Annotated in this window: 26 protein-coding genes and 1 pseudogene; 18 read left to right on the top strand and 9 right to left on the bottom strand. The window is 33.6% G+C overall.

From position 1 onward, the window contains the following. The first annotated feature begins 56 nt into the window (after window positions 1-56). Together DW761_RS12235 and DW761_RS21855 are read left to right on the top strand one after the other, a co-directional pair. Entirely contained in the window at window positions 57-1,382 is a 1,326-nt protein-coding gene (locus DW761_RS12235) for an alpha/beta fold hydrolase (protein WP_117518343.1), read from the top strand. Between the two features lie 12 nt (window positions 1,383-1,394). Continuing rightward, window positions 1,395-1,511 (top strand): TSCPD domain-containing protein, encoded by a 117-nt coding sequence (locus tag DW761_RS21855; RefSeq protein ID WP_117518342.1) that lies wholly within the window; start codon window positions 1,395-1,397, stop codon window positions 1,509-1,511. 63 nt (window positions 1,512-1,574) lie between these two features. Here the strand turns inward: DW761_RS21855 and rhuM are convergent. Further along, window positions 1,575-2,060: pseudogene (rhuM, locus tag DW761_RS21760) on the bottom strand (RhuM family protein). Window positions 2,061-2,297: 237 nt separating this feature from the next. Then, a complete protein-coding gene (locus tag DW761_RS12215; RefSeq protein ID WP_117518339.1) occupies window positions 2,298-2,636 on the bottom strand; it encodes a hypothetical protein in 339 nt (112 codons plus the stop codon). A gap of 721 nt (window positions 2,637-3,357) precedes the next feature. On the opposite strand from DW761_RS12215, the gene DW761_RS12210 reads away from it, so the two are divergent. The 9 genes from DW761_RS12210 to DW761_RS21035 all read left to right on the top strand — a co-directional run bounded on the left by DW761_RS12210 (window position 3,358) and on the right by DW761_RS21035 (window position 9,633). Next, entirely contained in the window at window positions 3,358-3,753 is a 396-nt protein-coding gene (locus DW761_RS12210; RefSeq protein WP_233509605.1) for a hypothetical protein, read from the top strand. Window positions 3,754-3,830: 77 nt separating this feature from the next. Beyond that, window positions 3,831-4,265: an NUDIX hydrolase gene (locus DW761_RS12205; protein ID WP_117518338.1), complete on the top strand. Its 435-nt coding sequence runs from the start codon at window positions 3,831-3,833 to the stop codon at window positions 4,263-4,265. Window positions 4,266-4,370: 105 nt separating this feature from the next. Then, entirely contained in the window at window positions 4,371-5,264 is an 894-nt protein-coding gene (locus DW761_RS12200) for a hypothetical protein (protein ID WP_117518337.1), read from the top strand. Window positions 5,265-5,536: 272 nt separating this feature from the next. Beyond that, window positions 5,537-5,953, top strand: coding sequence for a pyridoxamine 5'-phosphate oxidase family protein (locus tag DW761_RS12195; protein WP_117518336.1), 417 nt, complete (start codon window positions 5,537-5,539; stop codon window positions 5,951-5,953). A gap of 132 nt (window positions 5,954-6,085) precedes the next feature. Further along, on the top strand, window positions 6,086-6,628 hold the full coding sequence (locus DW761_RS12190) for a hypothetical protein (protein WP_117518335.1): 543 nt from the start codon (window positions 6,086-6,088) through the stop codon (window positions 6,626-6,628). A 102-nt stretch (window positions 6,629-6,730) separates the two neighbouring features. After that, window positions 6,731-7,090 carry a hypothetical protein gene (locus DW761_RS12185; protein ID WP_117518334.1) on the top strand — a complete coding sequence of 120 codons (360 nt, stop codon included), beginning with the start codon at window positions 6,731-6,733 and terminating at the stop codon, window positions 7,088-7,090. A gap of 143 nt (window positions 7,091-7,233) precedes the next feature. Beyond that, the gene (locus DW761_RS12180; RefSeq protein ID WP_117518333.1) at window positions 7,234-7,800 is read left to right on the top strand and encodes a suppressor of fused domain protein; all 567 of its coding nucleotides are present in this window, start codon (window positions 7,234-7,236) and stop codon (window positions 7,798-7,800) included. An 82-nt stretch (window positions 7,801-7,882) separates the two neighbouring features. Next, window positions 7,883-9,238: a hypothetical protein gene (locus tag DW761_RS12175; protein ID WP_117518332.1), complete on the top strand. Its 1,356-nt coding sequence runs from the start codon at window positions 7,883-7,885 to the stop codon at window positions 9,236-9,238. A 254-nt stretch (window positions 9,239-9,492) separates the two neighbouring features. Then, window positions 9,493-9,633: a hypothetical protein gene (locus tag DW761_RS21035; protein WP_158552222.1), complete on the top strand. Its 141-nt coding sequence runs from the start codon at window positions 9,493-9,495 to the stop codon at window positions 9,631-9,633. 13 nt (window positions 9,634-9,646) lie between these two features. Here the strand turns inward: DW761_RS21035 and DW761_RS12170 are convergent, their stop codons facing one another. The 4 genes from DW761_RS12170 to DW761_RS12155 all read right to left on the bottom strand — a co-directional run bounded on the left by DW761_RS12170 (window position 9,647) and on the right by DW761_RS12155 (window position 15,010). Beyond that, window positions 9,647-10,861 (bottom strand): DUF2812 domain-containing protein, encoded by a 1,215-nt coding sequence (locus DW761_RS12170; RefSeq protein ID WP_158552727.1) that lies wholly within the window; start codon window positions 10,859-10,861, stop codon window positions 9,647-9,649. A gap of 112 nt (window positions 10,862-10,973) precedes the next feature. After that, complete coding sequence (gene tgt, locus DW761_RS12165) at window positions 10,974-12,194, bottom strand: tRNA guanosine(34) transglycosylase Tgt (protein WP_117518330.1); 1,221 nt, start codon at window positions 12,192-12,194, stop codon at window positions 10,974-10,976. Then, the gene (locus DW761_RS12160) at window positions 12,181-12,825 is read right to left on the bottom strand and encodes a queuosine precursor transporter (RefSeq protein WP_117453462.1); all 645 of its coding nucleotides are present in this window, start codon (window positions 12,823-12,825) and stop codon (window positions 12,181-12,183) included. The genes tgt and DW761_RS12160 overlap by 14 nt, the downstream gene beginning before the upstream one ends. A gap of 142 nt (window positions 12,826-12,967) precedes the next feature. Beyond that, on the bottom strand, window positions 12,968-15,010 hold the full coding sequence (locus DW761_RS12155; RefSeq protein WP_117518329.1) for a sensor domain-containing diguanylate cyclase: 2,043 nt from the start codon (window positions 15,008-15,010) through the stop codon (window positions 12,968-12,970). A gap of 288 nt (window positions 15,011-15,298) precedes the next feature. Here DW761_RS12155 and DW761_RS12150 point away from each other — a divergent pair, with 288 nt between their 5' ends. Both DW761_RS12150 and DW761_RS12145 read left to right on the top strand, forming a co-directional pair. After that, window positions 15,299-17,557, top strand: coding sequence for an EAL domain-containing protein (locus DW761_RS12150; RefSeq protein ID WP_117453466.1), 2,259 nt, complete (start codon window positions 15,299-15,301; stop codon window positions 17,555-17,557). A gap of 170 nt (window positions 17,558-17,727) precedes the next feature. Beyond that, entirely contained in the window at window positions 17,728-18,588 is an 861-nt protein-coding gene (locus DW761_RS12145; RefSeq protein WP_117518328.1) for a sulfite exporter TauE/SafE family protein, read from the top strand. An 82-nt stretch (window positions 18,589-18,670) separates the two neighbouring features. On the opposite strand, the gene DW761_RS12140 is transcribed toward DW761_RS12145, so the two are convergent. Further along, complete coding sequence (locus DW761_RS12140) at window positions 18,671-19,390, bottom strand: Crp/Fnr family transcriptional regulator (RefSeq protein WP_117518327.1); 720 nt, start codon at window positions 19,388-19,390, stop codon at window positions 18,671-18,673. Window positions 19,391-19,522: 132 nt separating this feature from the next. Between DW761_RS12140 and DW761_RS12135 the strand changes: the two genes are divergently transcribed. The 4 genes from DW761_RS12135 to DW761_RS12120 all read left to right on the top strand — a co-directional run bounded on the left by DW761_RS12135 (window position 19,523) and on the right by DW761_RS12120 (window position 23,038). Beyond that, window positions 19,523-20,356 (top strand): DUF3100 domain-containing protein, encoded by an 834-nt coding sequence (locus DW761_RS12135; protein WP_117453469.1) that lies wholly within the window; start codon window positions 19,523-19,525, stop codon window positions 20,354-20,356. Window positions 20,357-20,359: 3 nt separating this feature from the next. Beyond that, on the top strand, window positions 20,360-20,806 hold the full coding sequence (locus tag DW761_RS12130) for a hypothetical protein (RefSeq protein WP_117453470.1): 447 nt from the start codon (window positions 20,360-20,362) through the stop codon (window positions 20,804-20,806). Window position 20,807: 1 nt separating this feature from the next. Beyond that, window positions 20,808-22,106 (top strand): amidohydrolase family protein, encoded by a 1,299-nt coding sequence (locus DW761_RS12125; protein WP_117518326.1) that lies wholly within the window; start codon window positions 20,808-20,810, stop codon window positions 22,104-22,106. Between the two features lie 92 nt (window positions 22,107-22,198). Beyond that, window positions 22,199-23,038 (top strand): ZIP family metal transporter, encoded by an 840-nt coding sequence (locus tag DW761_RS12120; protein ID WP_117518325.1) that lies wholly within the window; start codon window positions 22,199-22,201, stop codon window positions 23,036-23,038. 26 nt (window positions 23,039-23,064) lie between these two features. On the opposite strand, the gene DW761_RS12115 is transcribed toward DW761_RS12120, so the two are convergent. Together DW761_RS12115 and DW761_RS12110 are read right to left on the bottom strand one after the other, a co-directional pair. Continuing rightward, window positions 23,065-23,616 carry a chromate transporter gene (locus tag DW761_RS12115; protein WP_117518324.1) on the bottom strand — a complete coding sequence of 184 codons (552 nt, stop codon included), beginning with the start codon at window positions 23,614-23,616 and terminating at the stop codon, window positions 23,065-23,067. Then, entirely contained in the window at window positions 23,613-24,176 is a 564-nt protein-coding gene (locus tag DW761_RS12110; RefSeq protein WP_117518323.1) for a chromate transporter, read from the bottom strand. The genes DW761_RS12115 and DW761_RS12110 overlap by 4 nt, the downstream gene beginning before the upstream one ends. Before the next feature lie 99 nt (window positions 24,177-24,275). Here DW761_RS12110 and DW761_RS12105 point away from each other — a divergent pair, with 99 nt between their 5' ends. Then, window positions 24,276-25,148 (top strand): LysR family transcriptional regulator, encoded by an 873-nt coding sequence (locus DW761_RS12105; RefSeq protein ID WP_117518322.1) that lies wholly within the window; start codon window positions 24,276-24,278, stop codon window positions 25,146-25,148. The last annotated feature ends 4 nt before the right edge of the window (window positions 25,149-25,152 follow it).

The raw sequence follows: 25,152 nt of genomic DNA, 5'->3' as shown, positions 1-25,152 counted from the left end.
CTGTCTTAAGAATGATGCGGTAAACTGCAATTGACAAATCACTTGGAGGTAACGAAATGAAATACTTAAAAGGTTTTCTGAATTTTTTAACTGGAGCATTTTTTGCAATTCTGACCGTGCTGTCAGCGATTCTTTGCTTCAGTCTGCTTGTCTATCCCACAAATGAATATATCGCCGTAATCCTCTCCATTACGCTTGCGTTTGCCGTGGCATTCTTTCTAAACAGGCAGCGCAGAAAGATGTTTAAATCTGTCCCTGTGAAAAAGCCGATTTTTGCTGCTGTTACAACAGCAGTTCTTGCGGTAGCTATGATAGTTGTATTTTGGATTCCCGTAGATACATTTGAAAGCACTAGGACGGTTGTTAACGGTTACGGACTTGAGCCTGAATACATTAAAATTCATACCGGCGATGAAATTGCAGTGTATGTGCATAAGCCTGATGTTCCGAACAGTGAAGATCCAATCCTTTTTGTTACTGGCGGACCGGGTGGTTATCCGTCACACAGCACAAAGTTATATCTTGATGAATACGCAAAACTCGGCTATACCGTTTATACCTATGATCCCATTGGCTGCGGCAAGTCGCCTTTGCCGAAAGAAACCTCTGCTTATTCAATGACTCACGAGGTTGAAGTTATAAACGATATTATGAAGCACTACAATATGGAACAGGTGAGCCTTATAGCTTCCTCCTACGGCGGTAATGTAGTTGCGAGATTTATTGAACAATACCCTGAACAGGTAAACGCCTATCTCTCTGTTGATACAGCCCCTATTTATTCTATGGACGCCAATTGTCCCGGTCAGGAAAATGACACGGCATTTATGAACACCGTAGAAGATGTCCGCAGCAATCCGTCAAACGTAGAGCCGTCGCCGATAACGGACTATACATCTCCGAGACAGTTGATACGCATATTGTACGGAATGAATTTGATGAAACTGATGGGCAAGAATGATATTCCTTACGGAAGCTGTGAGGAATACGATTATATGATGAGCATTATGACAAGTTTCGCTACAAACTCTTTTGCAGAAGGTGGAAAACCCACACGGCACATGAATTATCTTTCCAATATACTTAACACAGCTTCACTTGAAAGCTCACCTGATTTCACTGAGAGCCTTAAAAATAAGAACACGCCGCCTGTTTTGGTTGTCCAGCCTGAATTTGGCGTTGTACCGTGGCAGATTCATCATCAGTACAGCAAATACTTTGATGATGTAAAATTTGTAATTGCACCCGAATCAGGACACAGTGTTTGGGCAACGGAAATCGGAAAAGATATTTTAGTACGAAACGGTGATGCCTTATTCAAAGGCGAAGCGATTCCTGATGAATACACATCAGCAGAGAATCCATTTCCTCCTGTTCAGTAGTAGATAAAAGGTATGATGGCAGAATGGATTATCTCAAAATGCAGCAGAATTAACTGTAACATTAACATACGAAGAACTTCGTGTGCCGATCAGTTAGCTTGTGCATTGAAAAAAGTAGTTGAAGAATAAGTAAGGAAGTCTTGATTATGAAAAGCTATGCAGATGATAGTCATTATTGTTTCTTAAAGAAGACTACAAAAATGAGAAGAAGCCTTTATTTAAGGGCTTTTTTTCATATTCAGTGATTTTATGAATTTTCATATGATCAATAAGCGCTCGACATTTTTTGTAGGTTAGTGTGTATGTTGAAAGAATTCCTTCAGGTTTTTTAATGCATCCATGATCATAATCAACTAGAAGATTTAAAGCATCAGTATATGCCATAACAACATCATAAACATCTTTTTCATCGATTTCTAAGGCATTAGCAATAATTCGAGATTGTATTTCTATAGTTTTATTTAATGCTTCAAGACGTTTTTGATTAATAGTGTAATCTTGAATCATATAATCCTTTAAAATACTAGTAGCCCATTTTCTAAATGTTATACCACGCTTAGATTAAACACGATATCCAACAGAAATTATCATATCAAGATTATAGAATTTTATTTTTCTTTTGATTTTACGTGAACCTTCGCCTTGAACTAGTGCGTTTTCCGCACATGTTAAATCCATAGATAATTCATTATCTTTATAGATAAAATACGTCTTGTGATTCTTGTTCTGTCTACTTTAAATAAATCTGTCATTTGATCCTGTGTTAACCAAACTGTTTCTCTATTCTCGCTAACATTGACTTCTAATACTAATTATCCATCTTTTAAAAATTATAATCTCGTTATTCATGTTCTTCCTTTCCAAAAAAATGAGTATTTTGTTTATACCTATAAACTGGAATTTGTCTACATCTTTTTATACTCCAAAATGTATTATAAATTTATTATTATCAATTGCCATACTTATTAAATTTGCCAGTTCTACCAGATGTGTATCTTCATTTATTCTTTTATCTGAGAGAATAATATCTTGAAATGCTGGTAAAGACTCAGGCGGAATTAAAGTGATCCCCCACCTAGCAAGCGCTTGCGCTGGCCTATCCAAATTATGAAAATAAGTTTTTATTGTTAGAAGTTTATTCCACCAATCATTAATGTACTTATCTTCATCAATATAAATAAGTTCGATGGATTCATCTATAACATATTCACCATTATCAAAATATTCTACAATTCCGAATTCAGTTTTAAGCATATCATACCTCCACAAATTCTAATTAGATTGGTTTTCATAATTATAACATTCTTTATTTTATAGTCAAAGGAGTGCGATAATTAAAAACACCAATAGAAACATATTTTTGAAAATCAAATAGAGTCAAAGGAAACTTAATTCATCGAGTTACGTAAAATCGCATAGAGAAAGCAACAGTGACTTTGCTCACTATAATTGTGATAGGATAATGATCCCGGATTTTTTTAATGTAAAATGAATCTTTAAAGCATATAGAAGAATTTGTGGTGGTTTATAGGTTGGTCACCAATAGTTAACAAACTGTTAACAAAGTAAAGTAATTTGTGATGTAAAGTTGACGTAAGATTATGTGATGATTTATTAGACGTATTCAAGTTTCATTCATAAGATTTAATTATTTTTTTTAAACTATTTTTGAATTTAGGATATGAAAAATGATACAAGTTATCCTTGTGAGGATCAATATTGAACAAGCCTAGCTTTCATCTGTTGAGACACAGTATGAAACAAAACGCTAGGTTTTAAGAAAATAGTGATACTATTTTTATAACAGCCTTGCCTTCATCAGAACCGTTTATCCATAGCCAAACCGCAAGCTGTATAGTTTATAGGTGTTCAAAAATGAATACTGTTTTAAAATCTTGTGTTTTCATTCATGAAATGTCATAATGGTATAAGAAAGATGAACTTGAATTTTTATAAAGTCCAGGAGATGATAAAAATGAATTTAGACGCACAAGTTGAACAGCTTGTTTGCACAGATAATAAACAAGCATATAAAATATTGAAAGAGCTGTTGAAAATAAGTGAGAAGTGTAATGACGAATATCCATATTTCGATAAGTTTGTTGAGATGATGAATGATCGTACAAAATCATATATTCGTACAAGAGGATTACGATTGATTGCTTATAATGCAAAATGGGATATTGAAAATAAAGTGAATAATATTATTGATGAGTGGCTTAAACATATCGAAGATGAAAAACCAATTACAGCAAGACAATGTATTAAAGATGTGGTTATGATAGCAAAATATAAACCGGAGTTAATAGATGTTATTCTTGAGGCATTGGAAAATATGAGAAAATATATGATGATAGTATGCAGAATTTAATTTTTAAAGACAGGCAAAAAGCAATACGCACAATAAGACAGTATACTTGGTAAATTAGAATTATTGGAGGTAGAAAAATGATTGAAGTTAAATTTTATGATAATGTAGATGATAGATTATTAAAATTTGCAGTTATTATTTCTAAGTCAAATGGGCAATGGATATTTTGTAAGCATAAGGATAGAAATACTTATGAAGTACCTGGCGGACACAGAGAAAAAAATGAACTGATTTTAGATACTGCGAAACGTGAGTTAAAAGAAGAAACTGGTGCCGTAGATTTTACGATGAAGCCTATTTGCGTGTACTCTGTGAAAGGAAAAACCAGAGTAAATGAGAATGTGAATGATGAAACATTCGGAATGCTTTATTATGCGGATATTTATTCATTTGAAGAAATACATAGTGAAATAGAAAAAATCATTTTAATAGACGATTTAGTGAAAGATTGGACTTATCCTTTCATTCAACCTAAATTAATCGAAGAAGCAAAACGTAGGGGAGTTATATAAATACCGCTAAAATCAAATACCCTTTTAGCTAAACTACGGTATGTTTGTAATATCATAGATTGCATATTTGAGGCTACGTATTTAATCATAAAAAGGAAAACACATATGAAAATCAAAAAAATTGTAAAGGGAAGAATCATTTTAGGAAATCATCATGAGGATTATATAGCCTATAAAAAAAGAGGCAAACTTGCATTATTTAATCTTGAGGATTTATCGGAAATACAAACAACCTATAAAATTGGTTTATTTGTATATTTCAATGATGATTGGAATATCGCCATACTTGCATCAGAAAATAATGATGTCTATAAACTTGATCTAAAAGATTTCAGTGCTGAAAAGATAACAAAGAAATTAAGATTGCCCCTTGTAAATCCCATTTGTTTTACCTCGAAGTATATTTGTTTTCATGAAGCGTATTCAAATGAGCTTGTAATTTATGAGTATCTTACAAAAGAAACAGAATATCATCATCTCAAAGATTATCATATTTACAGTATTCATGAATATGATGAAGAAAGATTTATCGTAACTTATCTTGAAAAAAATAAGTATATTCAAAAATTGGGGTTAATCCGTATTTCAGATTTTTCAATAAGCGAAATTGATTTTAACCAAGAAAATATTAATGCATATAGAAGTATACAATGCATTCAAGAATTGAATATGCTGATTTTTCTAACAAAATCTAAGCTTATGGTTCTATCTAAAGACTTAAAATCTATATTAAAAGAAATAAAAATATCAGATTATTGCAAGGATGAACATGAAGAATTTAACAGCTATACATATAATAAATATATACAAAAAATTTTGTATTGTATTAAAGATAAGCTCTACTATTTAGATTTGAAAGATATGTCTATAAATTTTATTGATAATATTATACCGACAAATTTTCTAGCATATAGTCATAAAAATAAAACATTAGCCATCAACAGTATAGTAGATGGTGAATATACAGACAAAATCGTTATTTACGACTTATATTTATAGATATATATTTTAACCAAAAGTAGGCAAAAGTCCGCCACTTCAATGGTGATAAGTAAGTAGTTGAGCATTCTGTGCACCCTTTGGGCGCTTGATTTAAGCATTGAGGGACTATGCTTATCATGGAATATAGAAAATGTGATAACGAAGTTACTACAACAGTAAATAAGTTATGCTTTTGGGATAATAAACAAATCTCAAAAGAATGCTATTCCAAAATAGATATTTGTCCATATGCAGAGAAATAAATTAGAATTGGTAGAGGAGATGACCTTGTGAAAAAATTGAGTGAAGACGCTGAAAAAATAATGATTGAACGCTTTGGAAAAGATACCATCATTGCATTAGCAACTGTAGAAAATGAGGTGCCTTTTGTGCGTTATGTAAATGCCTATTATGAGAATGGTGCATTTTATATTATTACATATGCACTTTCAAATAAAATGAAGCATATAGAAAGTAACTCTACTGTTGCAATAGCTGGTGAATGGTTTATAGCACATGGAAAGAGTATAAATTTAGGATATTTCGGGAAAGATGAAAATTATCGAATTGCCGAGAAATTGAAAGATGTATTTTCTGAGTGGATAGACAATGGGCATAATGATTTTGATGATGAAAATACTATAATTTTATGTGTAGAAATAACAGACGGATTGTTACTCTCACATGGAACAAGGTATGAGCTTTAGCTTTTAACTTATAGTTTATGCGATTTTAGGTATTCAAATATGAATGCCGTTTTTTTAATCTTGTTTTCTATTTTAGAAGATGTCATAATAGAGCTAATAATAAAATAAATGGAATAAGTGGAGGAAAATAAGGTGCAGGGTAAAGAAGGAGTGATAGGGTTATTTTTAATCATTATGGGTATATCAATGTTTTTGATGTGTTTAGTATATTATAAAACAAGTAAAATGAAATATGCATGGATGGCATTTGGTTTCCTTTATACTTTAGGAATACTTATGTTAATGACTAACAATCCTATAAAAACATATTTGAATGTATCATCAAATAGTCGATTTTATTCTATTCCTTCTCTTATCATTCTTATGATAGGTATCATGTTATCTTTTATTTTATTGAGTAATAAAGGTGAAAAATATGTAATTTCAGGTATTTTATTTAGTGTAGGAATACACTTTATACCATTTAATTCAATTTACACCATGATTTTGAGTGGTTTAGTAAGTTTAAATGCTATATATTCTTTTGTTAAAAAAGATAGTTTATTAATAGATTATTTAGAAAAAATCATAATAAATACGGATTTTAAACGTTGGTATTTTGGACATTATCATGATAATAAAGCGATCAACGATAAAGAGATGTTATTATACGAACAACTAATAAGGGCACTTTGATTATATAGCTTAGTTTTTTTTAGGTCTTGTTTTCTTCGCATAGGATCACCTTATGTAAACAGAATCATAGAAGCTTTTAAAAGCATTCAGGAGGAAATAACTATGAACACGTTTATGGTACCAGCAGGAGAGTATTTGCAGTTACGTAATATGACAGATAGAACAATCAATGATTTGTATTTCACTTATGGAGATTATCCAATAACAAAAGTAAGAAAAATCGAAGCAAATGCTAGAGAAAACTTCATGATTGCGACAGCTAATCTTTCAAAAGATTATGATTTGGTTTTTTACTTCAAAGATGATGTCGAAAGAAAAATGGTATTTAAAGAAGCAGTAAAGAAAATGACAAAAGATAATATGTGGTCGTATTTCTTTGGAAAGATTATAGAAAAGGAAGGCATGCTGGTAATTGAAGAAGATCCAGAAGGGAAAGATTTATACTTTTCTTCACAACAATGATTTAAATGAATATTAAGCTGTGATATCCAAAATTGGCTAGTACAGCTTTTTCTATATATGATGGTAATTTTTCTTGTCATTCAAGAACTTAAATGCAATAATTGTAATATAGAAGCGCTTAAATTAATGGAAAGGATACTAAAATGATGAAAAAAGAAATAGCAAATACTCTATTAAATATCGTTGGCGGAAATAAAAAAATTTATAGATTTTATGATGAAGCAGAAGAATCCAGTATAGATATATATTTTGGCATAGACTCTCCACAAGAGGGGGTCACAACTTATGGAACGATTGGATTATCGGATTATTCTCTCGGCTTGAAATTGGATGGAAATCGTGAATTAAGAGTGGAACTTATTGCTGCTTGTGAAAGTGCTCGTCCTGAATTTGGAAATATATTAAGTTCATGCGCTTTTAATATTATCAATACACATTATCCATGTTTTCCAGGGGTGATATATCCTTCTGTGATCAGCGAATATTATAAAAACTCTGATATGAAGCATATTTTATTAACGACACCATTTTTATGGGATGATTTACATCCATTAGATGATGAAAAAAATCATGTTACATGGTTAATGGCTGTTCCAATTTCAGATAAAGAGCTTAAATATGCGCAAGAATATGGCACAGATGTATTAGAGGATGTTTTTGAAAGAAAAGATATTGATGTATTTGATTTAGATAGAAAATCAGCGATATAGTCTAATGTTTACAAATTAAAATCAATTTTTTTAAATCTATGAGAAAGGATTACATCTCTAGGAAAGATATAGGTGATATAAAATGAAATTATTTAAAAGAAAGAAACCAAATAATATTTTTGAATTGCCAATAGATAAAGCAGCATTGTACGATGCTTGTATTTTATCAACTTTATTTCATTTAGTGGGAGAATTAAAAGATCCTATTTTCTCATATGAGCAATCATGGAATGATAATCATTATCATAGAATCAATGATGAGGGAAGAGGAACCATAACCTTTCTTGATGATGGATTTATCGCTGCATTTAGATTTGAAGGAAGCAGAAGATTAAGAGAAGAATTTGACATAGAAAAGAAATTGAAAGAAATGCCTGAAAAGTATAGAGAAATTGCAGAAAGTGAAACACTGCAATATCTTTTGGAAGATGTAGATGGAGTAGTGCAACCAAGTATTACCACGTTCATTTGGAATATCAATGGGAAAACATACTCTTTTGATGATTTAACTACATTCCAAACAGAAAGTGCAGAGCTGATCATGCCACATATTTCTAATGAAAAGGACATTATGAATTATTGGATAGAATATCATGAGGATTTAGATAAAAATGAACTTGATTTCGTTAATACCCTGTGGAATTTTTATAAAAAGAATAAAAGTTTCAAGGGATTGAAACTAAGTATATCCGACTTACCTAATTCCTATCAAGATGATGGATTGAGAGAATTTGTTGAAACTTTAAATGAATTAGGAATTCAACATGATATAAAGCTACCAGAAAAGGTTAAAAAACCTCTCAAAAAAAGGATAGAACAAACAAACATAAAGTATGATTATTTATATTTAAACAGATATTGTGCTTATATGACAATTCTATATGCATCAAAAAGAGATTTATTTCCTCATAACATAAAGTTAGAATGGAAAGAAAACTGTTTTTATATAAGTAATGTGACTACAACAATTATTCTTTGTTTTCAAGGTCTAACATATATTGGTGCTTGTTTGACTCATCATTCTTATACAAATAGAAAAGAAATCCCTGATTACATTATGGATAGTATTCATAGCGATAAATGTTTTACATCTATTATAGCAAAACAAAACTATCCTTCTATACTATATTTTTGGTGCAATTTTAATGTAGATTCAGAAGTACCTTTTAATGAATGGGAACAAAGCGATATTGAATTAGTTAAGTGGTTTTTAGGCTTTAAGGATGAAGTTAAGCCTAAATTACAAAAAAAAGAACAGGAATGTTTTGAAAGTATAGTAGAAAAATATATAAAATTAGATATACTAATGTCAATTATTCAACATACAGTAGTTGAAAGTATAGAAAAAAGATATTTGAAATTGAATAAATCAGATATAAGTGATGTTGATTTTGATGAACAAGTATTGAGTCAAATAAATATTATGTTGGTAAAGTAGGAATGTGAAAAATATTACAGTAACAGGATAGTAGATATTTCATGATTATATTTATACTTTTCTTCACAACAACAATTCAAATGGATATTAATTGTAATATAGAAGCGCCTAAATTAAAGGAAGAATAATAAAATTAGAAATTCAACATGATCTCGTTATACCAAAAAGCGATAAATAAAGGTATAAGCTTATTTACTATTTACAATAGTTTGAATTTGTGATACCTTTATTTATAATGAAGGGAGATGATGATTATGTTAAATACTATTATGCTTGCAAGTAGCGCAGAATATTTAGGTGGATTGCTTTTTGATATCTTTAATGCAGGAATATTTTTTTTCATACTGCTTTTGATTTTAAGAAAAATAAAAAACAAAAAGAATAAAATAAAATGATTTACTGAAGATTTTACCAATTTAATTTATTAATGATTTCTATGATTCTATTCTTATGAAAATTATTGTTTGAGGTTAAGGCAATAAGATGATGATTCTTTCGCAATACAAGAAAAGGCTGCCATTTATATTTCTGACTCATGAAACTGTTATCTCGATCAGGAGTATATACTTCCACACCCTTATATTCATAAGTTTTTACGACTTTACGATTCTTTGTTATGGATCTCATAGCTAAATCTGTTATGAAATTGCTTTTCGTATCATATTGTTGGTAATCAAAATAATTATCATCATTTTCTAAAATGCATGATTTATATTTTATTAGAATAGATTGATAGTTTTTAGATTCACACGTATTATGATTTAATTCGGTTACATCAGATGAAAAGGTACATGGTGAAGTAACAGTTGGATGATAAACTGTTAGAAAATGACTATAAAAGAAGTCTAGGCTAAAGTACAACAATCCTGCAATTAGTATTAGTTTGATATAAGATTTTTTCTCACCAAGTTGTTGAAAAATAAATTTACCAATCAATAAACAGACAACAGCCCATGATAAGGTTCCTTTAGATGAATCGCTATGATTGAATAATATCAGAATACTAACGATTAAAACCAAACTTATAAAGTCAAATAGCCAAGTGAAAATAGAACGAATTTTGATTTTCCGTATTTTCTTTTTATAACTTGATGTGTGCAATGGTTGATTGAATGTTGAAATTATACAAAATGGAAGAGTGATAAATAATAATAAACTAAGAATAATTGAGATATTGTAAGATAATAAAGTTAAGAATAATTGTGGATAACCATAACATATTGTGAAAGAACAAAAGATAATGAATAATGGAAGCCAGCAGTATCTCCAGCGTAAATGATTTCTCTCTTTTGTTAAAGCATCTTCATGAATGAGCGTATTAAAAAACTCACTAGGACGTTCCATCATGTAATAAATATGAAAATAGGCTGTATGGGCTTCTTTACAATGTTGAATGGTTTTTGAAGTGTTTTCATCGGCTATTTTAGCTTCTACATATCCTTTTTCTTTTAAAGTTTTGTAGTTATAATCTACAATATAGTAATATGGTGTATCACTCTTTTCAAATATTATAAAAGAGTTAGATATGCTATCTAAATACCATCCTTGATCTGCCATATTATCTAAATGTTGCTGCAGGATATCTTTATCTTCCAAAAGAAACTTCATCAATTGTATTTTCATAGTCATCACCTTATTTACCTTGATTAATTCTATTATATAAAATAATGTAGTGAATAAGAAGATATTTTTTTATTATGTATCAAAAAGGATATACCCTATACGGATATATCCTTTACTTTGCATTTGTATGATAATAATTCTGTAAGAATTCTGCTTTATATTCCTCAAATGTTCCATTTTCAATCGCAGCACGTATTTCTTCAGTTAGACGTACGATAAATCGTAGATTATGTATAGAAGACAAGTTATAGTATTGACGTTTCTTTTCTAAATCAGGGGATTTCCAAAGTTCACGCAATGCGCCACGTGTCCATCCTGCTTTACATGTAGGACAATCACAATGTTCATCAATTAATTCGGTGCTATTAGAGAATTTTGCCAGATTGAAAGGGCCATATTTGGTGTATAACTTTCCATGTCTTGCCTCACGTGTAGGTGCTACGCAATCAAATGTATCAGCACCCATTTCTGTACCTATTAAGATATCATCAGGATGTGAAAGGCCAAGCAAATGGCGTGGTTTATTTTCAGGTAACTCTTCACAACACCAGCGTAAGATTTCTCCAAGACTTTCCTTTAAGAACGCACCACCAAGTCCATAACCATCAAAGTCCATTTCCGCAAATTTTTTTGCTGTAGATCGACGTAAATCTTCCCATCGACCACCTTGTAAAACTCCGTACAAAGATTGATGATAACCCAGCTGATCACATAGTTTTTTATGTTCATCCAAACTCCTTTGTGCCCAGCGTTCTGTACGTGCAAGTGCTTCTACATTATATTCATAGCTATCCGCAAGTGAGGTTAATTCATCATATGCCATATGAATATCTGCACCAATTCTGCATTGTATCTGCATAGATTCTTCTGGACCAATGAAATCTTCCTGATCAGTGAAAGGATCATGGAATTGTACGCCATCTTCACTAACATGTGCCAAACGCTCTTTTGGATCAGCATTCACAACCCCTTGTTCCCGTTTCATACTGACAACTTTTCCACAGCCAGATCCTAAAGACATAACCTGAAATCCACCAGAATCAGTAAGCGTTGGACCATCCCAGCCAGACCATGCGGCAAGACCGCCTTTTTCTGCAATTTCAGGAGATATATTTCTTAAGTGATAACCATTGCTTAACATTGCCTGTGCATTTACTGCATTTAAATCTTCCATTGACATAAAACGCACAGCGCCATTGGTACCTACTGCCATGAAGGCTGGTGTTTTTATATCCCCATGTGGGGTGTGGATAATTCCAGCACGACCAAGTTTTCCTGGGATTCTTTTTGTGATTTCAAAACTGAATGTGTTGTTGTTTTTATATGTTGTCATGTTCCAGTTTTCCTCCTAATTTCTTTGCTATGAATGCTTCTATTGGTGATAATACTATTTCAAATCCAATGCCAAGTACATAAGCAAAAATTGCTTGTGCTAGGAATTCCTGAAATGCCAGTACACCAAAGAAGGCAATTGTTTCAAAGATAAATGAATCAATAATATGTGCAAATGCAGAAGAGCCAAGTGCTCTTGCGATAAAGCTTGATGCGAAAATTCCATTACCGTTCTTCAGCTTTGTGAAGATAAAGTTATTAAAGATATTTGAACAAAGATAGGCGATTAGCGAACCAATAATGATTCGTGGTGTAAAGCCAAGAACACTTGCGTAAGCTTCTTGCATATTCCAGCCATCATAAGCTGGTAAGGCGATGACGATATAAAACACGAGAATCGCTAATATATTAACGAAAAAACCTGCAAATATAATACTTTTGGCAATTTTCTTTCCATAAAATTCCACAATCAAATCGCCCATAATATAGGTGATTGGGAATAAGACGACACCTCCATCTACTGCAATGCCAAAAAGGTTCCATAACTTAACAGCTGATAGGTTTGAAATCAGCAGCGTACCAGCTGAAATCGCTGCGAAATAAATCAAAAGCTTCATTTTAAAATTGCTCATGGTGGTATTATATCACAAAATGTTATGGTGGAAACATCTACATATAATTATAATTAGTGGACTATTGAGTGAAGTATGATAGGAATAATTTCAGGTAATAAGTTATCACATATATAAAAAAGATGGAATCAGTTTCCATCTTTTACATTTGTACACAGTTCTTTCCATTTCGTTTTGCGACATATAAACGCTGATCAGCTTCTTCAAAAATAGCTTTCAAAGTAGTATTGATTTGTGTCTGATGACAACATCCAATACTGATGGTAAATGTGATCTGGTTATCACCACATTTTACTATACAGGATTCACAAGTATAACGGATATGCTCCGCTATTTGATACAACTCTTGTTGAGAAACATTGTTAATCAACAGGATGAATTCTTCGCCGCCAAATCGGGCAATGATGCCATGCTGTTTAAACTGATCCATAACATTTGTTACCTGGCGAATGACTTCATCCCCCTGAATATGTCCATAGGTATCATTGATATTTTTAAAGTTATCGATATCGATCATCAAAGCACCCAAAGCTTCATGATTTTCTTTAGCCTGTAAAAGCATCTGTTCTCCATGCTGCATCAATGCACTTCGATTATATGTTCCTGTTAGATAATCATAACTGGATTTATCCAAAGCACTTTCAAATTGATAGATATTATGTAACGCAATTGCTACATAATCAGCAAATACCTGTAGTAATCCCTGATCGGTTTGACTAAAGAAATTAATCTGATAAGAACCAAAATAGATAATTGCCAATAGATTATTCTGATAAGTTACAGGTTGTAATAAAATCGAACGTAAACTTTTCTCATATAAAGAACCAAGCTGTCCACAGATTGCATCGCCTTCCTGAATATTGGCATTGACAATGGCTTCCTTGTCATTGATACACTGTTGAAGTACTGGGTGTGTGGCAGATAGAAAAATGGTCATATCTAAAGATTGGAATTGATTTTTCTTTTCATTATACAGAAGCAGTCTACTAACATCAAATTTAAATATCTGAGGCAGACGTTCTTGAATGATTTCAATCAGCTGGCTTCTTGTAAGTGTAGAAGTTACCGTTTTCCCAAAAGTAGTGATATCTAATAAACGCTGATACAATACCTCATAGGAAAGCATACGGTTACGTTCCCATACGTCTTCAATTTCATGGCGATACATATCATCAATGAAGTTTACATATTTAATACTTCGATCATGTGCTTCTTTCAAAGAAGTATATGCCTCTTCGTATTGTTTTTTTCTAGCTTTTAACAGTGCGATTTCTTCATGTATCTGACGTTTATGCCCCAGCATATTATTGACGTTTTTTAATACGATTTCATAATAGACTTCAGCTTGATCATACGCATGGATAAACATAAAGTAACGTGCATACGCAAGATATACTTCCATATTATCAATCATATCGTTGGTTTCAAAATTGTAGGTATCTTGTAAATAGTGAAATGCCCGTTTTGCTTCTTCATAATCTTTTTCCATCATGGCAGCTTCCAGATAGAATTTATTAAACAGAGATGTGTCAAATAACTCTGTCGTTTGTATATGATTTGCATAAGTTTCAATGATAGAACGCAGTTTCTCGATATTTCCTGAACTGACACATAAATTGCCATAAAGGAATATGGTAACGATAAAATTGCTTTCTCCAATAAATTCTCTTTTTTGTAGAGTTTCTTCTACCTGTTGAATTGCTTTTCCATACAGACCAAATTCTGATAGTATGATTGCGCCATTGTTTAAGAAAGCAGAGTAATAAGACATGCGCTCGCTTTTTTCTGCCATTGGCATAGCCTGCAAGATTTCATCATAAGCAGCTCCATAATCTTCTTTTAAAATATTACCAAGAACCGCATTATTCGCAACTGTCAAGATACCCTCGGTGTTCTCATATCCAGGAATCTGTTTAAAAAGAGTACGGGCTTTTTCATTATATTCAATCGCCAGATCGACATCATTAGAGTATAAAAAATAAAAGATCATAGAGTAGCCAAGAGCTGTAGAATAGGCATAGTGCTGTTCTTTTGCGATCGTTAAAAAACGTTTTAGGATAGGGTATAGTTCATCTGATAATCCTATATTATTCAGAATCAATCGTTTTAATTTCACATTGACGTCTTCATCAACTTCAAATTGTTTAAAATATTCATCAAATGTTCTCTGCAGCTCTATTTTCATATAAGACTCCTTTATGTCACATATATATCTTACACTAATATTTGTGAAGAAAGTATTTTATTTGAGAAAAATAATAAAAAGTACTTCTTTTCTGTTAATTTTAATACTTTTTATATTTTATTCCTAGTATTTTTCATATATTTTCTAATATATTTTAAAGTTTTTCTCATATAAGATATTTTTATGCAAAATATCCATTTATTTATACAATAAGTATGATGAAAAAGCCATATATCATAAAAAGTATGGTAAAATAAATATATTAGGCACAATAAGGAGAAAAAATTTATGAAACAAATGTTTTTTATGGATGGAAAGCAGAAACGCCTGTTTTTAGGACTGATCTGCATGATTATTGCGATTATATCCGTACTTTCATGGGGATTGATCAAAAAGGGAGAAAATATTGTTGGTAAAGAAGTCAACAGCTATCTAAATGAATTATCCCAACAAACTTCCTTTAAAGTAGAACAGCGTGTAGAAACAAATGTATCTTACATCAGTAATATCGCAAATGAATTAAAATATATAAGCGAAACCAAATATGAAGCATTTGTAAATGATAGTCTATCAAGCAGTGCGTTTGAATGGTTTGGATTTATGGACAACAAAGATATCCTGCATGTTGAGGGGAGAGAGCCTATCCATATTGATGCCTTACATATCACAGAAAAATTGAAAACAAGCGATGTGTACATCAGTGATGAACTTGTTTCATTATATAAGGGAGAAAAGGGTCTGATATATGCAGTTCCTTATCTTGATAACGATGATTATACAGCCATCATTGGATATATTCCTGTGGATACAATGAAACTGTTAATGAATACCGACACCTTTTCAGGAACGGGATTTTCACATATCATTTCTTATGAAGGAAATTATATCAAGCGTTCTACTAATGAGAATGCCTTACTAGATGGTTCCAATTTCTTTACAAGTTTTGAAGAACGGGCAGTTATGGAGTCTGGCTATTCCCTTGCACAGATGAAAGCTGATATGAAAGATGGCAAAAGCGGCAGTTTTGAGTTCAGAGTTGATGGACAAAAAAAGCGTACTTTAACATATAAGCCATTAGAAGGCACAAGCTGGTATCTTTTATCCATTGTACCTTCCACCATCTATGCACGAAATTTATTAGAATATATAAACATGACAATCTTTGTATTAGTAGGATCATTATTTGTATTATTCATAGGATTCATTTTCATTTTAACGTATCGTACTTATAAAGCAAATAAAGAAATCTCAGATCTTGCATATAAAGATTCAGTCACCGAAGGTATTTCACAGATTATGCTGGAGATTGAATTAAAGAAGAAGTTGAAGAATTTTCATCCTTATACATTTGTTTCGCTGGACTTACGTAAATTCAAATTGATCAATGATACCTTTGGCGCCGATGCAGGCAATCAAGTGTTGGCACATGTTTATAAAACCATCCAAAACAAGTTGCACGCTGGAGAGTTTGTCGCAAGAATCAACGCAGATAATTTTAATATTGTATTCAATTCCACAGATGAAAAAGAAATTGAAGAACGACTACAGGATATCGCACAAAATATCAATGTCTATAACATAAATTCAGATAAACCTTACTATATGCCTATATCTTGCGGCTGTTATGTTGTAAAAGATGAATCACAGGAAATTGTAGTTATCCGTGATAAAGCAAATATTGCCAGAAAGAAAGATAAGGAAAACAGTGCCCATCATTTATGTACAATCAACTTTTACAATGATATGGAACATGAACAGATGATTAAGGAAAAACGTTTGGAAAATATGATGGAAAAAGCTTTAAAGGAAGAAGAATTTGTTGTATATCTTCAACCAAAAGTAAGCTTGAAAACCGGTCATGTGATTGGTTCAGAAGCGCTTGTCCGCTGGGATAGTCCAACAGATGGTATGATCTTGCCAAATGATTTTATACCACTGTTTGAAAAGAATGATTTTATTATCAAATTGGATTTATATGTATTTGAAAAAGTCTGTCAAACACTAAAAGAATGGATAGATAGTGGAAAAGAGGCATTACCGATTTCTGTGAACTTATCACGTAACCATTTACGCTACAACAATTTCCTTAAAGAATATAAGTATATTCAGGAACGTTATGATATTCCTTCACATTTGATTGAAATCGAATTAACAGAAACCGTTGTATTTGAAAACTTGGAGCTTTTGAAGAATGTCATTGATGAAATTCATGAATTTGGATATTTATGTTCTATGGATGATTTTGGCAGTGGCTATTCTTCCTTGAATGTTTTAAAAGAAATTCCTGTGGATATTTTAAAACTGGATAAAGTATTCTTTGAATATGAAGATGATAAAAAAGCAGAATATATTATTGAATCCGTCATAGATCTTGCTAATCATCTTGGCATGGAAACCATTGCGGAGGGGGTAGAAACCATACCGCAAGTAGAGTTATTAAAGGCTCTAAAATGCGATATTGTGCAGGGATATGTATTCTCTAAGCCATTACCGATTTCAAGCTTTGAAGAACTTCTTGAAAATAATCCAAAACTGATGAATCCATAATATATGCATTAGATTTTAAATAATCATTATAAGAATGGGAATATTTCCACATGAAGATATCCCATTCTTTTTTAGCTGTTAATCGTTTAATACAAGGATTTAATTGTGGATAGCTTATGTAAATTTTATCGATATGGTAATATAAAGGATGGAAAAAAGGGGTATTGTTTATGGTCGCAACATTGATTTTGTTATTGCTGGTTATTGTTATGGTATTATATATTCTTTATTATGGATATGATGTATACACACATCGTGATGAACTTGAAGCAGAAACATCTTGTGTAAAAGCCGGATGCTTTGGCTTTATTTGTTTATTTTTTGATGTACTTGGCATTGGAGCTTTTGCGCCTCATACGACCCTTTATCATCGATTTCATCAGGTAAAAGATTATTTAATTCCTGGTACCTTAAATGTGGGCAATGCAATTCCTACCATTATTCAGGCACTTATTTTTATCCATCTTGTGAAGGTAGATACGATAACGCTTGTCAGTATGCTTATGGCATCTGTCATCGGTTCTTATCTTGGTGCTTCTATTGTTTCAAAAATGGATGAGCAAAAAATCAGATTAAGCATGGGAGTCGCCTTATTGATTACCGCATTATTCATGTTTCTAAGCGCAGTTGGGCTTATGGATATTGGAGGTAATGCTGATGGATTAAGTGGTATGAAACTAATCATTGCCATAGTAGTCAATTTTTTACTTGGCGCACTCATGACTGTTGGTGTGGGATTATATTCACCATGTATGGCACTTGTTTCATTATTAGGCATGTCCCCAACCATTGCTTTTCCTATCATGATGGGATCTTGTGCATTCTTAATGCCTGTATGTGGTGTAAAATTTATCAAAAGTGGCATGTATAATCGAAAAGCAGCAGTATCATCAACAATCGCAGGATCTGTTGGTGTGTTGTTAGCCGCATTTATCGTAAAATCATTACCTTTACAGGTTCTTCGCTGGGGTGTCGTTGTGGTTGTTATTTATACCGCATGTTCCATGTTGAAAGCAGGCATGAAAAAATAATATGTCAAGAATGTTATGTCTATGTGTTAGCTAACATTGACGAAGTGTTATGAATTATGTATATTTCATTACGATGCTTCAATCATTCTGATGATTTTACGCTCATTTGACGATAATAAACAATCCGCTGTTTTGCGGTATCTAATTGATGCTGACTCATGGTGATCTTTCCTTTATATATATTGATCAGACCTTCGTCTTTTAGCTTTGATATGGTACGGTTCAATGTTTTGACACTGATACCAATTTCTTCATATAAATCATTTCGTGTCTTTTTTACCGTGATGAATGGTTCTTTTGTGTGGCTGAGTAAAGGTTCCACATAACTGATTAAATAATCCAGCAACAAGAACTGTGGTGGATAAAACAGCTTGGCCCCTCGATTATAAGAGGAACGATATAATTTTAACGCAACTTTTGCGGATACTAGACGTAAGAAATGAATATCCTGTGCAATCCATGCTTCAAAGTCAGCTCTTGAAATATATAAAATGATACTTTCACTAATTGTTTCAATCGTGACACTGGTCTTAGGCATACCGGCAAGAATGGTTACCTCGCCTATAAAATCAATGGGTTCATTTTTTTCGATCATAAAAATATTACCATTTTCAAATTCATTGATTACACGGTGTTCACCACTTGCGACAATGCCAAAATAATCTAATGGACTATCTTTTTGATGGATGATATATCCTGGTGGATGCACCTTGATGTTCATCCTGTTTTTATATTCTTCTGGCATATGGCGAAGGTAGTCTTTTAAGGCAGGTACCTTCTTTAAAACTTCATCTAATGTCATGGTATCACACTCCACTTTGATTGTATCATGAAATTAGTAAAATTTTCCTTGAAAATAGCCCAATTGTCCTTTTTTTGAGGCTTATACTTTTGGTAACATTACACTGAACAAAAAGAGAGAAAGAAGGATTTTATGAAAAAAGAGAAAGAAACGTATGTGTATCACTCGTTAAAGGAAAGGATTTTAGGAGAATATAAACTGTACCTGTTGGCATTTGTATTCATCCTGATTGCGGACAGTATCGGACAAATCAAGATTCCTGTCTGGAAGGGAACCTTTATCCTGTTTCCAATATTCTATGCGATTTTAATGGGAATCTGTTGTGGCCCAAATGTATTGAAGATCGTGAAACGTAAAGAAGTAAAAGCTGCCAGTAAATTGGTGATTGTGGCAATCTGTCCATTTATCGTAAAGCTTGGTATCAATGCAGGGGCAAGTATTGAAACAGTCATATCCGCAGGACCTGCCTTGTTGTTTCAGGAAATCGGCAACTTGGGTACTATTTTCTTAGCTCTTCCTGTAGCATTATTATTAGGCTTAAAACGTGAAGCAATCGGCGCAACACATTCCATTAACCGTGAAAGCAATCTGGCATTGGTAACGGATATGTTTGGTCCGGATTCACCTGAAACAAGAGGTAGTCTATCGATTTATATTGTTGGTGGAATGATTGGTACGATCTACTTTGGCTTTTTAGCATCTATGAGTGCTGCGACGGGTATCTTTCATCCATTTGCGTTAGGAATGGCATCCGGTGTTGGAGCTGGAATCATGATGGCAAGTGCAACAGCGTCTTTATCCGCTATTTATCCAGCAATGGCAGATCAAATATCTGCTTTAGCAAGTGCAAGTGAAACGATATCAGGAATCACAGGCATTTATGTTGCGATATTTATCGGTATTCCGTTAACGAAGAAATTATATAGTGTTCTGGAACCTCGTATATCCAGAAGAAGAGGAGAATAAGGTATGAGATTACGTGAGTGGGCTTTCTTATTTATTGTAGCTGGATGTGGAATTGCGCTGGCTAATTTTGTAGGTTTTCAAGTAGGATTGATGCAGTCTTTACCAGGGATTGCCATCTTATTGATCCTTTCTTTATGTGGTGTATTGATCAATAAAGTATTACCATTTCGTTTACCAATTGTGGCATATTGTTCCTTATTGGGACTGTTTGCCGCATGTCCCTTATCCCCATGTCGTGACTTTGTGATTCAATCAGTAAATCAGATTAATTTTACAGCACCACTTACCATGGTGGGTGCATTTGCGGGTATTTCTATCAGTGACCAGTTAAAAGAATTTGCCAGTCAGGGATGGAAAATGATCATTGTAGGATTATTGGTTATGACAGGTACATTCTTAGGTTCTGCAGTGGTTGCGCAGGTGATGTTATCCTTAACAGGAGCCATTTAATATGTTACTAAAAGATATTGCATATCTCAATGAAAGCATGGAAGTTGTGTATCATCAGGATATCCGTATCGAAGGTGCTTATATCAAAGAAATCAAAGCTCATGGGACCTTACATCCTGTGGAAAATGAAGAATGGATGGATGCTTCTTCTCTATTGATGATGCCGGGACTTTGTGATGCCCATATGCATACGGGGCAACAGCTTTTAAAAGGACGGATATTAGATGCGCAAGGGATGATTTGGAAAGAAATCATGTTGCCATTTGAGAGTACACTCACAAAAGATATTATGCGTATCAATGCACAGCTTGCGGCTTTGGAGATGATCAAAGGTGGAACCACCTCATTTGTGGAGGCTGGCAGCTACTTTATGGAAGAAGCAGCTAGTGTATATGTACAAAGCGGTTTACGTGGATTATTAACATATTCAACCATGGATGATGATCCTGCATTGCCTGATCAGATACAAGATACATGGGAAAGTGCCTTAAAACATAACGATGAATTATATGATCACTATCATGGTGTTGGAAATATCAAGGTTGGATATTCATTAAGAACGTTATTGTCTGTCAGTGAAACACTCATCCAAAATGCTTATCAGCATGCCCATGAAAGAAATACGATTTTACAGGCACATATGAATGAATATCCCAAAGAAGTGGAAGGTGTCATACAAAAATTTGGTATGCGCCCTTATGAATATCTTCAGGCATGTGGTGTGTTAGATGATCATTTCTTAGGTGCACACAGCTTGTTGGTGGATGAGCATGAAATACAATTGATCAAAGAAGCAGGCAGTCATATCGTGTTATGTCCATTTAGTAACTGTGCCAAGGCTTTATTGCCATATCCCAAATTAAAACAAGCGGATATTCCCCTTGCGATTGGCAGTGATGGGGCAGCACATGGAGGATTAAGTATTTGGAACGAAATGCGAAATCTTCGTTGTATGATGAATGTAACCCATGGCATTGCTTTACAAGATACACGTATTCTTACATCTAAGAAACTGCTTCAGATGGCCACAGGCAATACCGCATCTTTTATGATGGAAAAAGATTTGGGATATATCAAAGAAGGAGCACTTGCGGATGCCATCTTTATCTATTATCATCAGCCACATCTTTATCCAAGTGGCAATATGCGTAATACACTTGTGGAATGTGTGAATGTAAATGATGTGATGCACAGTATGGTGCATGGGAAATGGCTCATGAAAAATCGTGAAGTTCTAACATTAGATGAAACCGCCATTTTAAAAGAGGCAGAAACAATATATAAACAGGTCATGCGATAAGCATGGCTTTTTCTCACTTGTGTTTTTCTTGATTAAAGCGCTAAGGAATGGTAAACTTGCTGTAGAAATAGAAAGAAGGAAGCAATGTTATTATGGGGATATTAGGAACATTAATTTTAACAACGGCGATTTCCGGTGTTGTTGGCACAGGACTTGGTGGTTTGATAGGCGCATTGTTTCGCAAAGACTCCAATAAGACCGTAAGTTTATTATTGAGTTTTGCGGGTGGTGTCATGCTGAGTGTTGTTTGTTTTGATTTGATACAGGAAGCAATCGCAACAGGTACACATATTTTTATCGTTATTACATCTATTTTGACAGGTGTAGCCATTATCTATATATTAAATTATTTGATTGATAAAAGAACCAATCCAGAAGTTCCACATATCAATAAGGAGCATCCACAGACAGCTGACAACCTGGATGAATTGATACATAGTGATCATCTGGAACAGCATTATAAAAAGAAAGATAAAGGATTTTCTTTATTTATCGCAGGGATCGTCATGGCCAGTGCGATAGCGCTGCATAATGTACCAGAAGGTATGACGATTGGTGCATCTTATGCAAGTAATGATGGTGTGATGGGAAGTGCTGCGCTTATGTTGGCAATTTTGATTGGTCTACATAACATTCCAGAAGGCATGGCAGTATCGGTGCCATTGATCAGTGGAGGCATGCATAAAGCAAAAGCGGTTTTGATTACCGCTTTAAGTGGTGCTCCTACAATTATTGGCGCATTATTTGGATACTGGTTAGGTGATATTGGTGATTTAGGACTGGCCATTAGTCTTGGTTTTGCGAGTGGTGCGATGCTGTATGTTGTATTTGGGGAAATATTTCCACAGTCCATTCTGATGTATCGCAGTAAACGACCTGCCTTTTTTACGATATTGGGTGTCATGGTAGGCTTATTGATCATTTATGCATAAAAAAACGCAAATTCGCGTTTTTTTTGTTATCGATAGATGAATACGCCCATAACACCTGATAATACCATCAGCGCAATGGGATTGATTTTCCATTTTCTTGCGATAAACAAGATAATCGTAAAGATAATGATAGCGGGAATCTGTAGATTTGATGTGGAAATCACACCCTCCTTAAAGAAGGCAAGCGATAAAATTATCGCAGCAGCGGCCATGATTAAACCTAAAGAACCAGCTTTTAAACCTTTTAATACTTCCATAAATATCTTCGATGTGGAAAACTTTTGAAAGATATGATAGATACCATAAGCAATCAACACCCCCATACAGATACAGCCAATGGTGGCACACAGGGCACCAGCAATACCAGCAACACGCATACCCACAAAGGTAGAAGTATTGACGGCCAAAGGACCTGGCGTCATTTGAGAAATGGTAATGATATCTGTGAATTCCTGTGCTGTCAACCAGTGCTGATGCACAACCACCTGATCAGAAATCATGGGAATGATGGCGTAGCCTCCCCCTATACTAAACAATCCGATCTGGAAAAACGCAAGGAATAATTGTAGTAACATCATAAGGAAATCCTCCTTCTTTCTACCAACACTTTACCAACACATATCAATGCACAAAGAATAATCAAGATCGCAACATTGATATTAAAGATATAATTTAATAAGAATACCGCAGGTGTCATCAGGGTGAAAAACCATTGTTTTTCTTTAATGATCATCGCATACATATCCACAATCAAATCCACAATCAATGCCGCAACACCTGCTTCCATCCCTTTTAATACCGCATTCACAATCACATTGTCACGAATCAGGGAATAGATAGCAGATACAATCGCCAAGATAAATAATGGTGGTAAAATCGCTGCGATACAACTTACCAGCAGTCCTTTTACGCCCGCAACACGATAGCCGGATAAAGCACTCATATTGATGGCAATCGCACCAGGAGAGGATTGAGAAATAGCCGCAATTTTCATTAATTCATCTTCATCAAAATAGCCTTTCTTTTCTACATAATATTTTTTTATCATAGGTATGACAACATATCCACCACCAAAGGTAAAGGCACTGATAAACATATTGATGCCAAACAGCCATACCAGATCTTTCATTTTATTCATAAGTATCACCTCTTACAGTATAAGGATACCATTTGACAATCCATAAATAAAATTATAATATTTTATCAGATAGATAACCTGTAGGTTATGGAGGTGCTTATGGATATCCGACGTTTTCGTATTTTTCAAAAGGCAGCGGAATTGAAAAGCTTCACAAAAGCCGCAAATGAATTGTATATGACACAGCCTGCTGTTTCAAAGGCCATTATGGAATTAGAGGAAGAACTGGGAACTCCCTTATTTGAACGTTTCCCTAAAAAGGTTGTATTGACACCTGAAGGTACAGTATTCTTGGAACGAATCAATGGCTTATTGACCCACTATGATGATGTCATTACACAGGCCGCAACCATCAAAGAAGCGTCTTGTTTACGCATTGGCTCAGGCATCACCGTTGGTAATGATGCTTTACCAGCCATGATTGAAGAATTAAATAAGCGATTTCCTGACATGCAGATACAGGTGGAGATTGCATCAAGTGCACAGATTATGGAGAAAGTAAGACAGCAAAAATTGGATATTGCATTTGTGGAGGGTGTCATTGCGCAAGAGGATGTGATATGTATTCCTGTATCCACCTATCGCATTTTACCTGTCGCAAGTCCTGCATTTCTCAAAGAACATCCAATCCAAAATGTGCAACAGTTATCACTACAGCCATTACTTTTACGAGAAGAGGGAAGTGCCATACGCTCTGTGGTGGACAGTGCCTTTTTATTACATGATACACATGTCACTCCTTGTTGGACATCTACCAATTCCACAGTATTACTAAAGGCAGCGGTGGAAGGCTTTGGAGTAGCTTTTTTACCAGAAAAGATGATTTACAAGAAACAAAAACAAAAGCGCTTAGAAACTGTAATCGTGGATGATTTTGGCTTGGAGAATGTCAATCATATCGTTTATCTAAAGCATAAACATCTCAATGATGCGATGTACTCCTTAATCGAAATTGCGAAAAGCTATAAATAAATAG

Origin of the sequence: Absiella sp. AM29-15 (assembly GCF_003434225.1) — a bacterium.
In the GTDB taxonomy this organism is placed as follows: domain Bacteria; phylum Bacillota_I; class Bacilli_A; order Erysipelotrichales; family Erysipelotrichaceae; genus Hoskinsella; species Hoskinsella hominis.
Note: the sequence above shows the minus strand (reverse complement) of the source record. Positions and strands in the feature narration are given on the sequence as shown.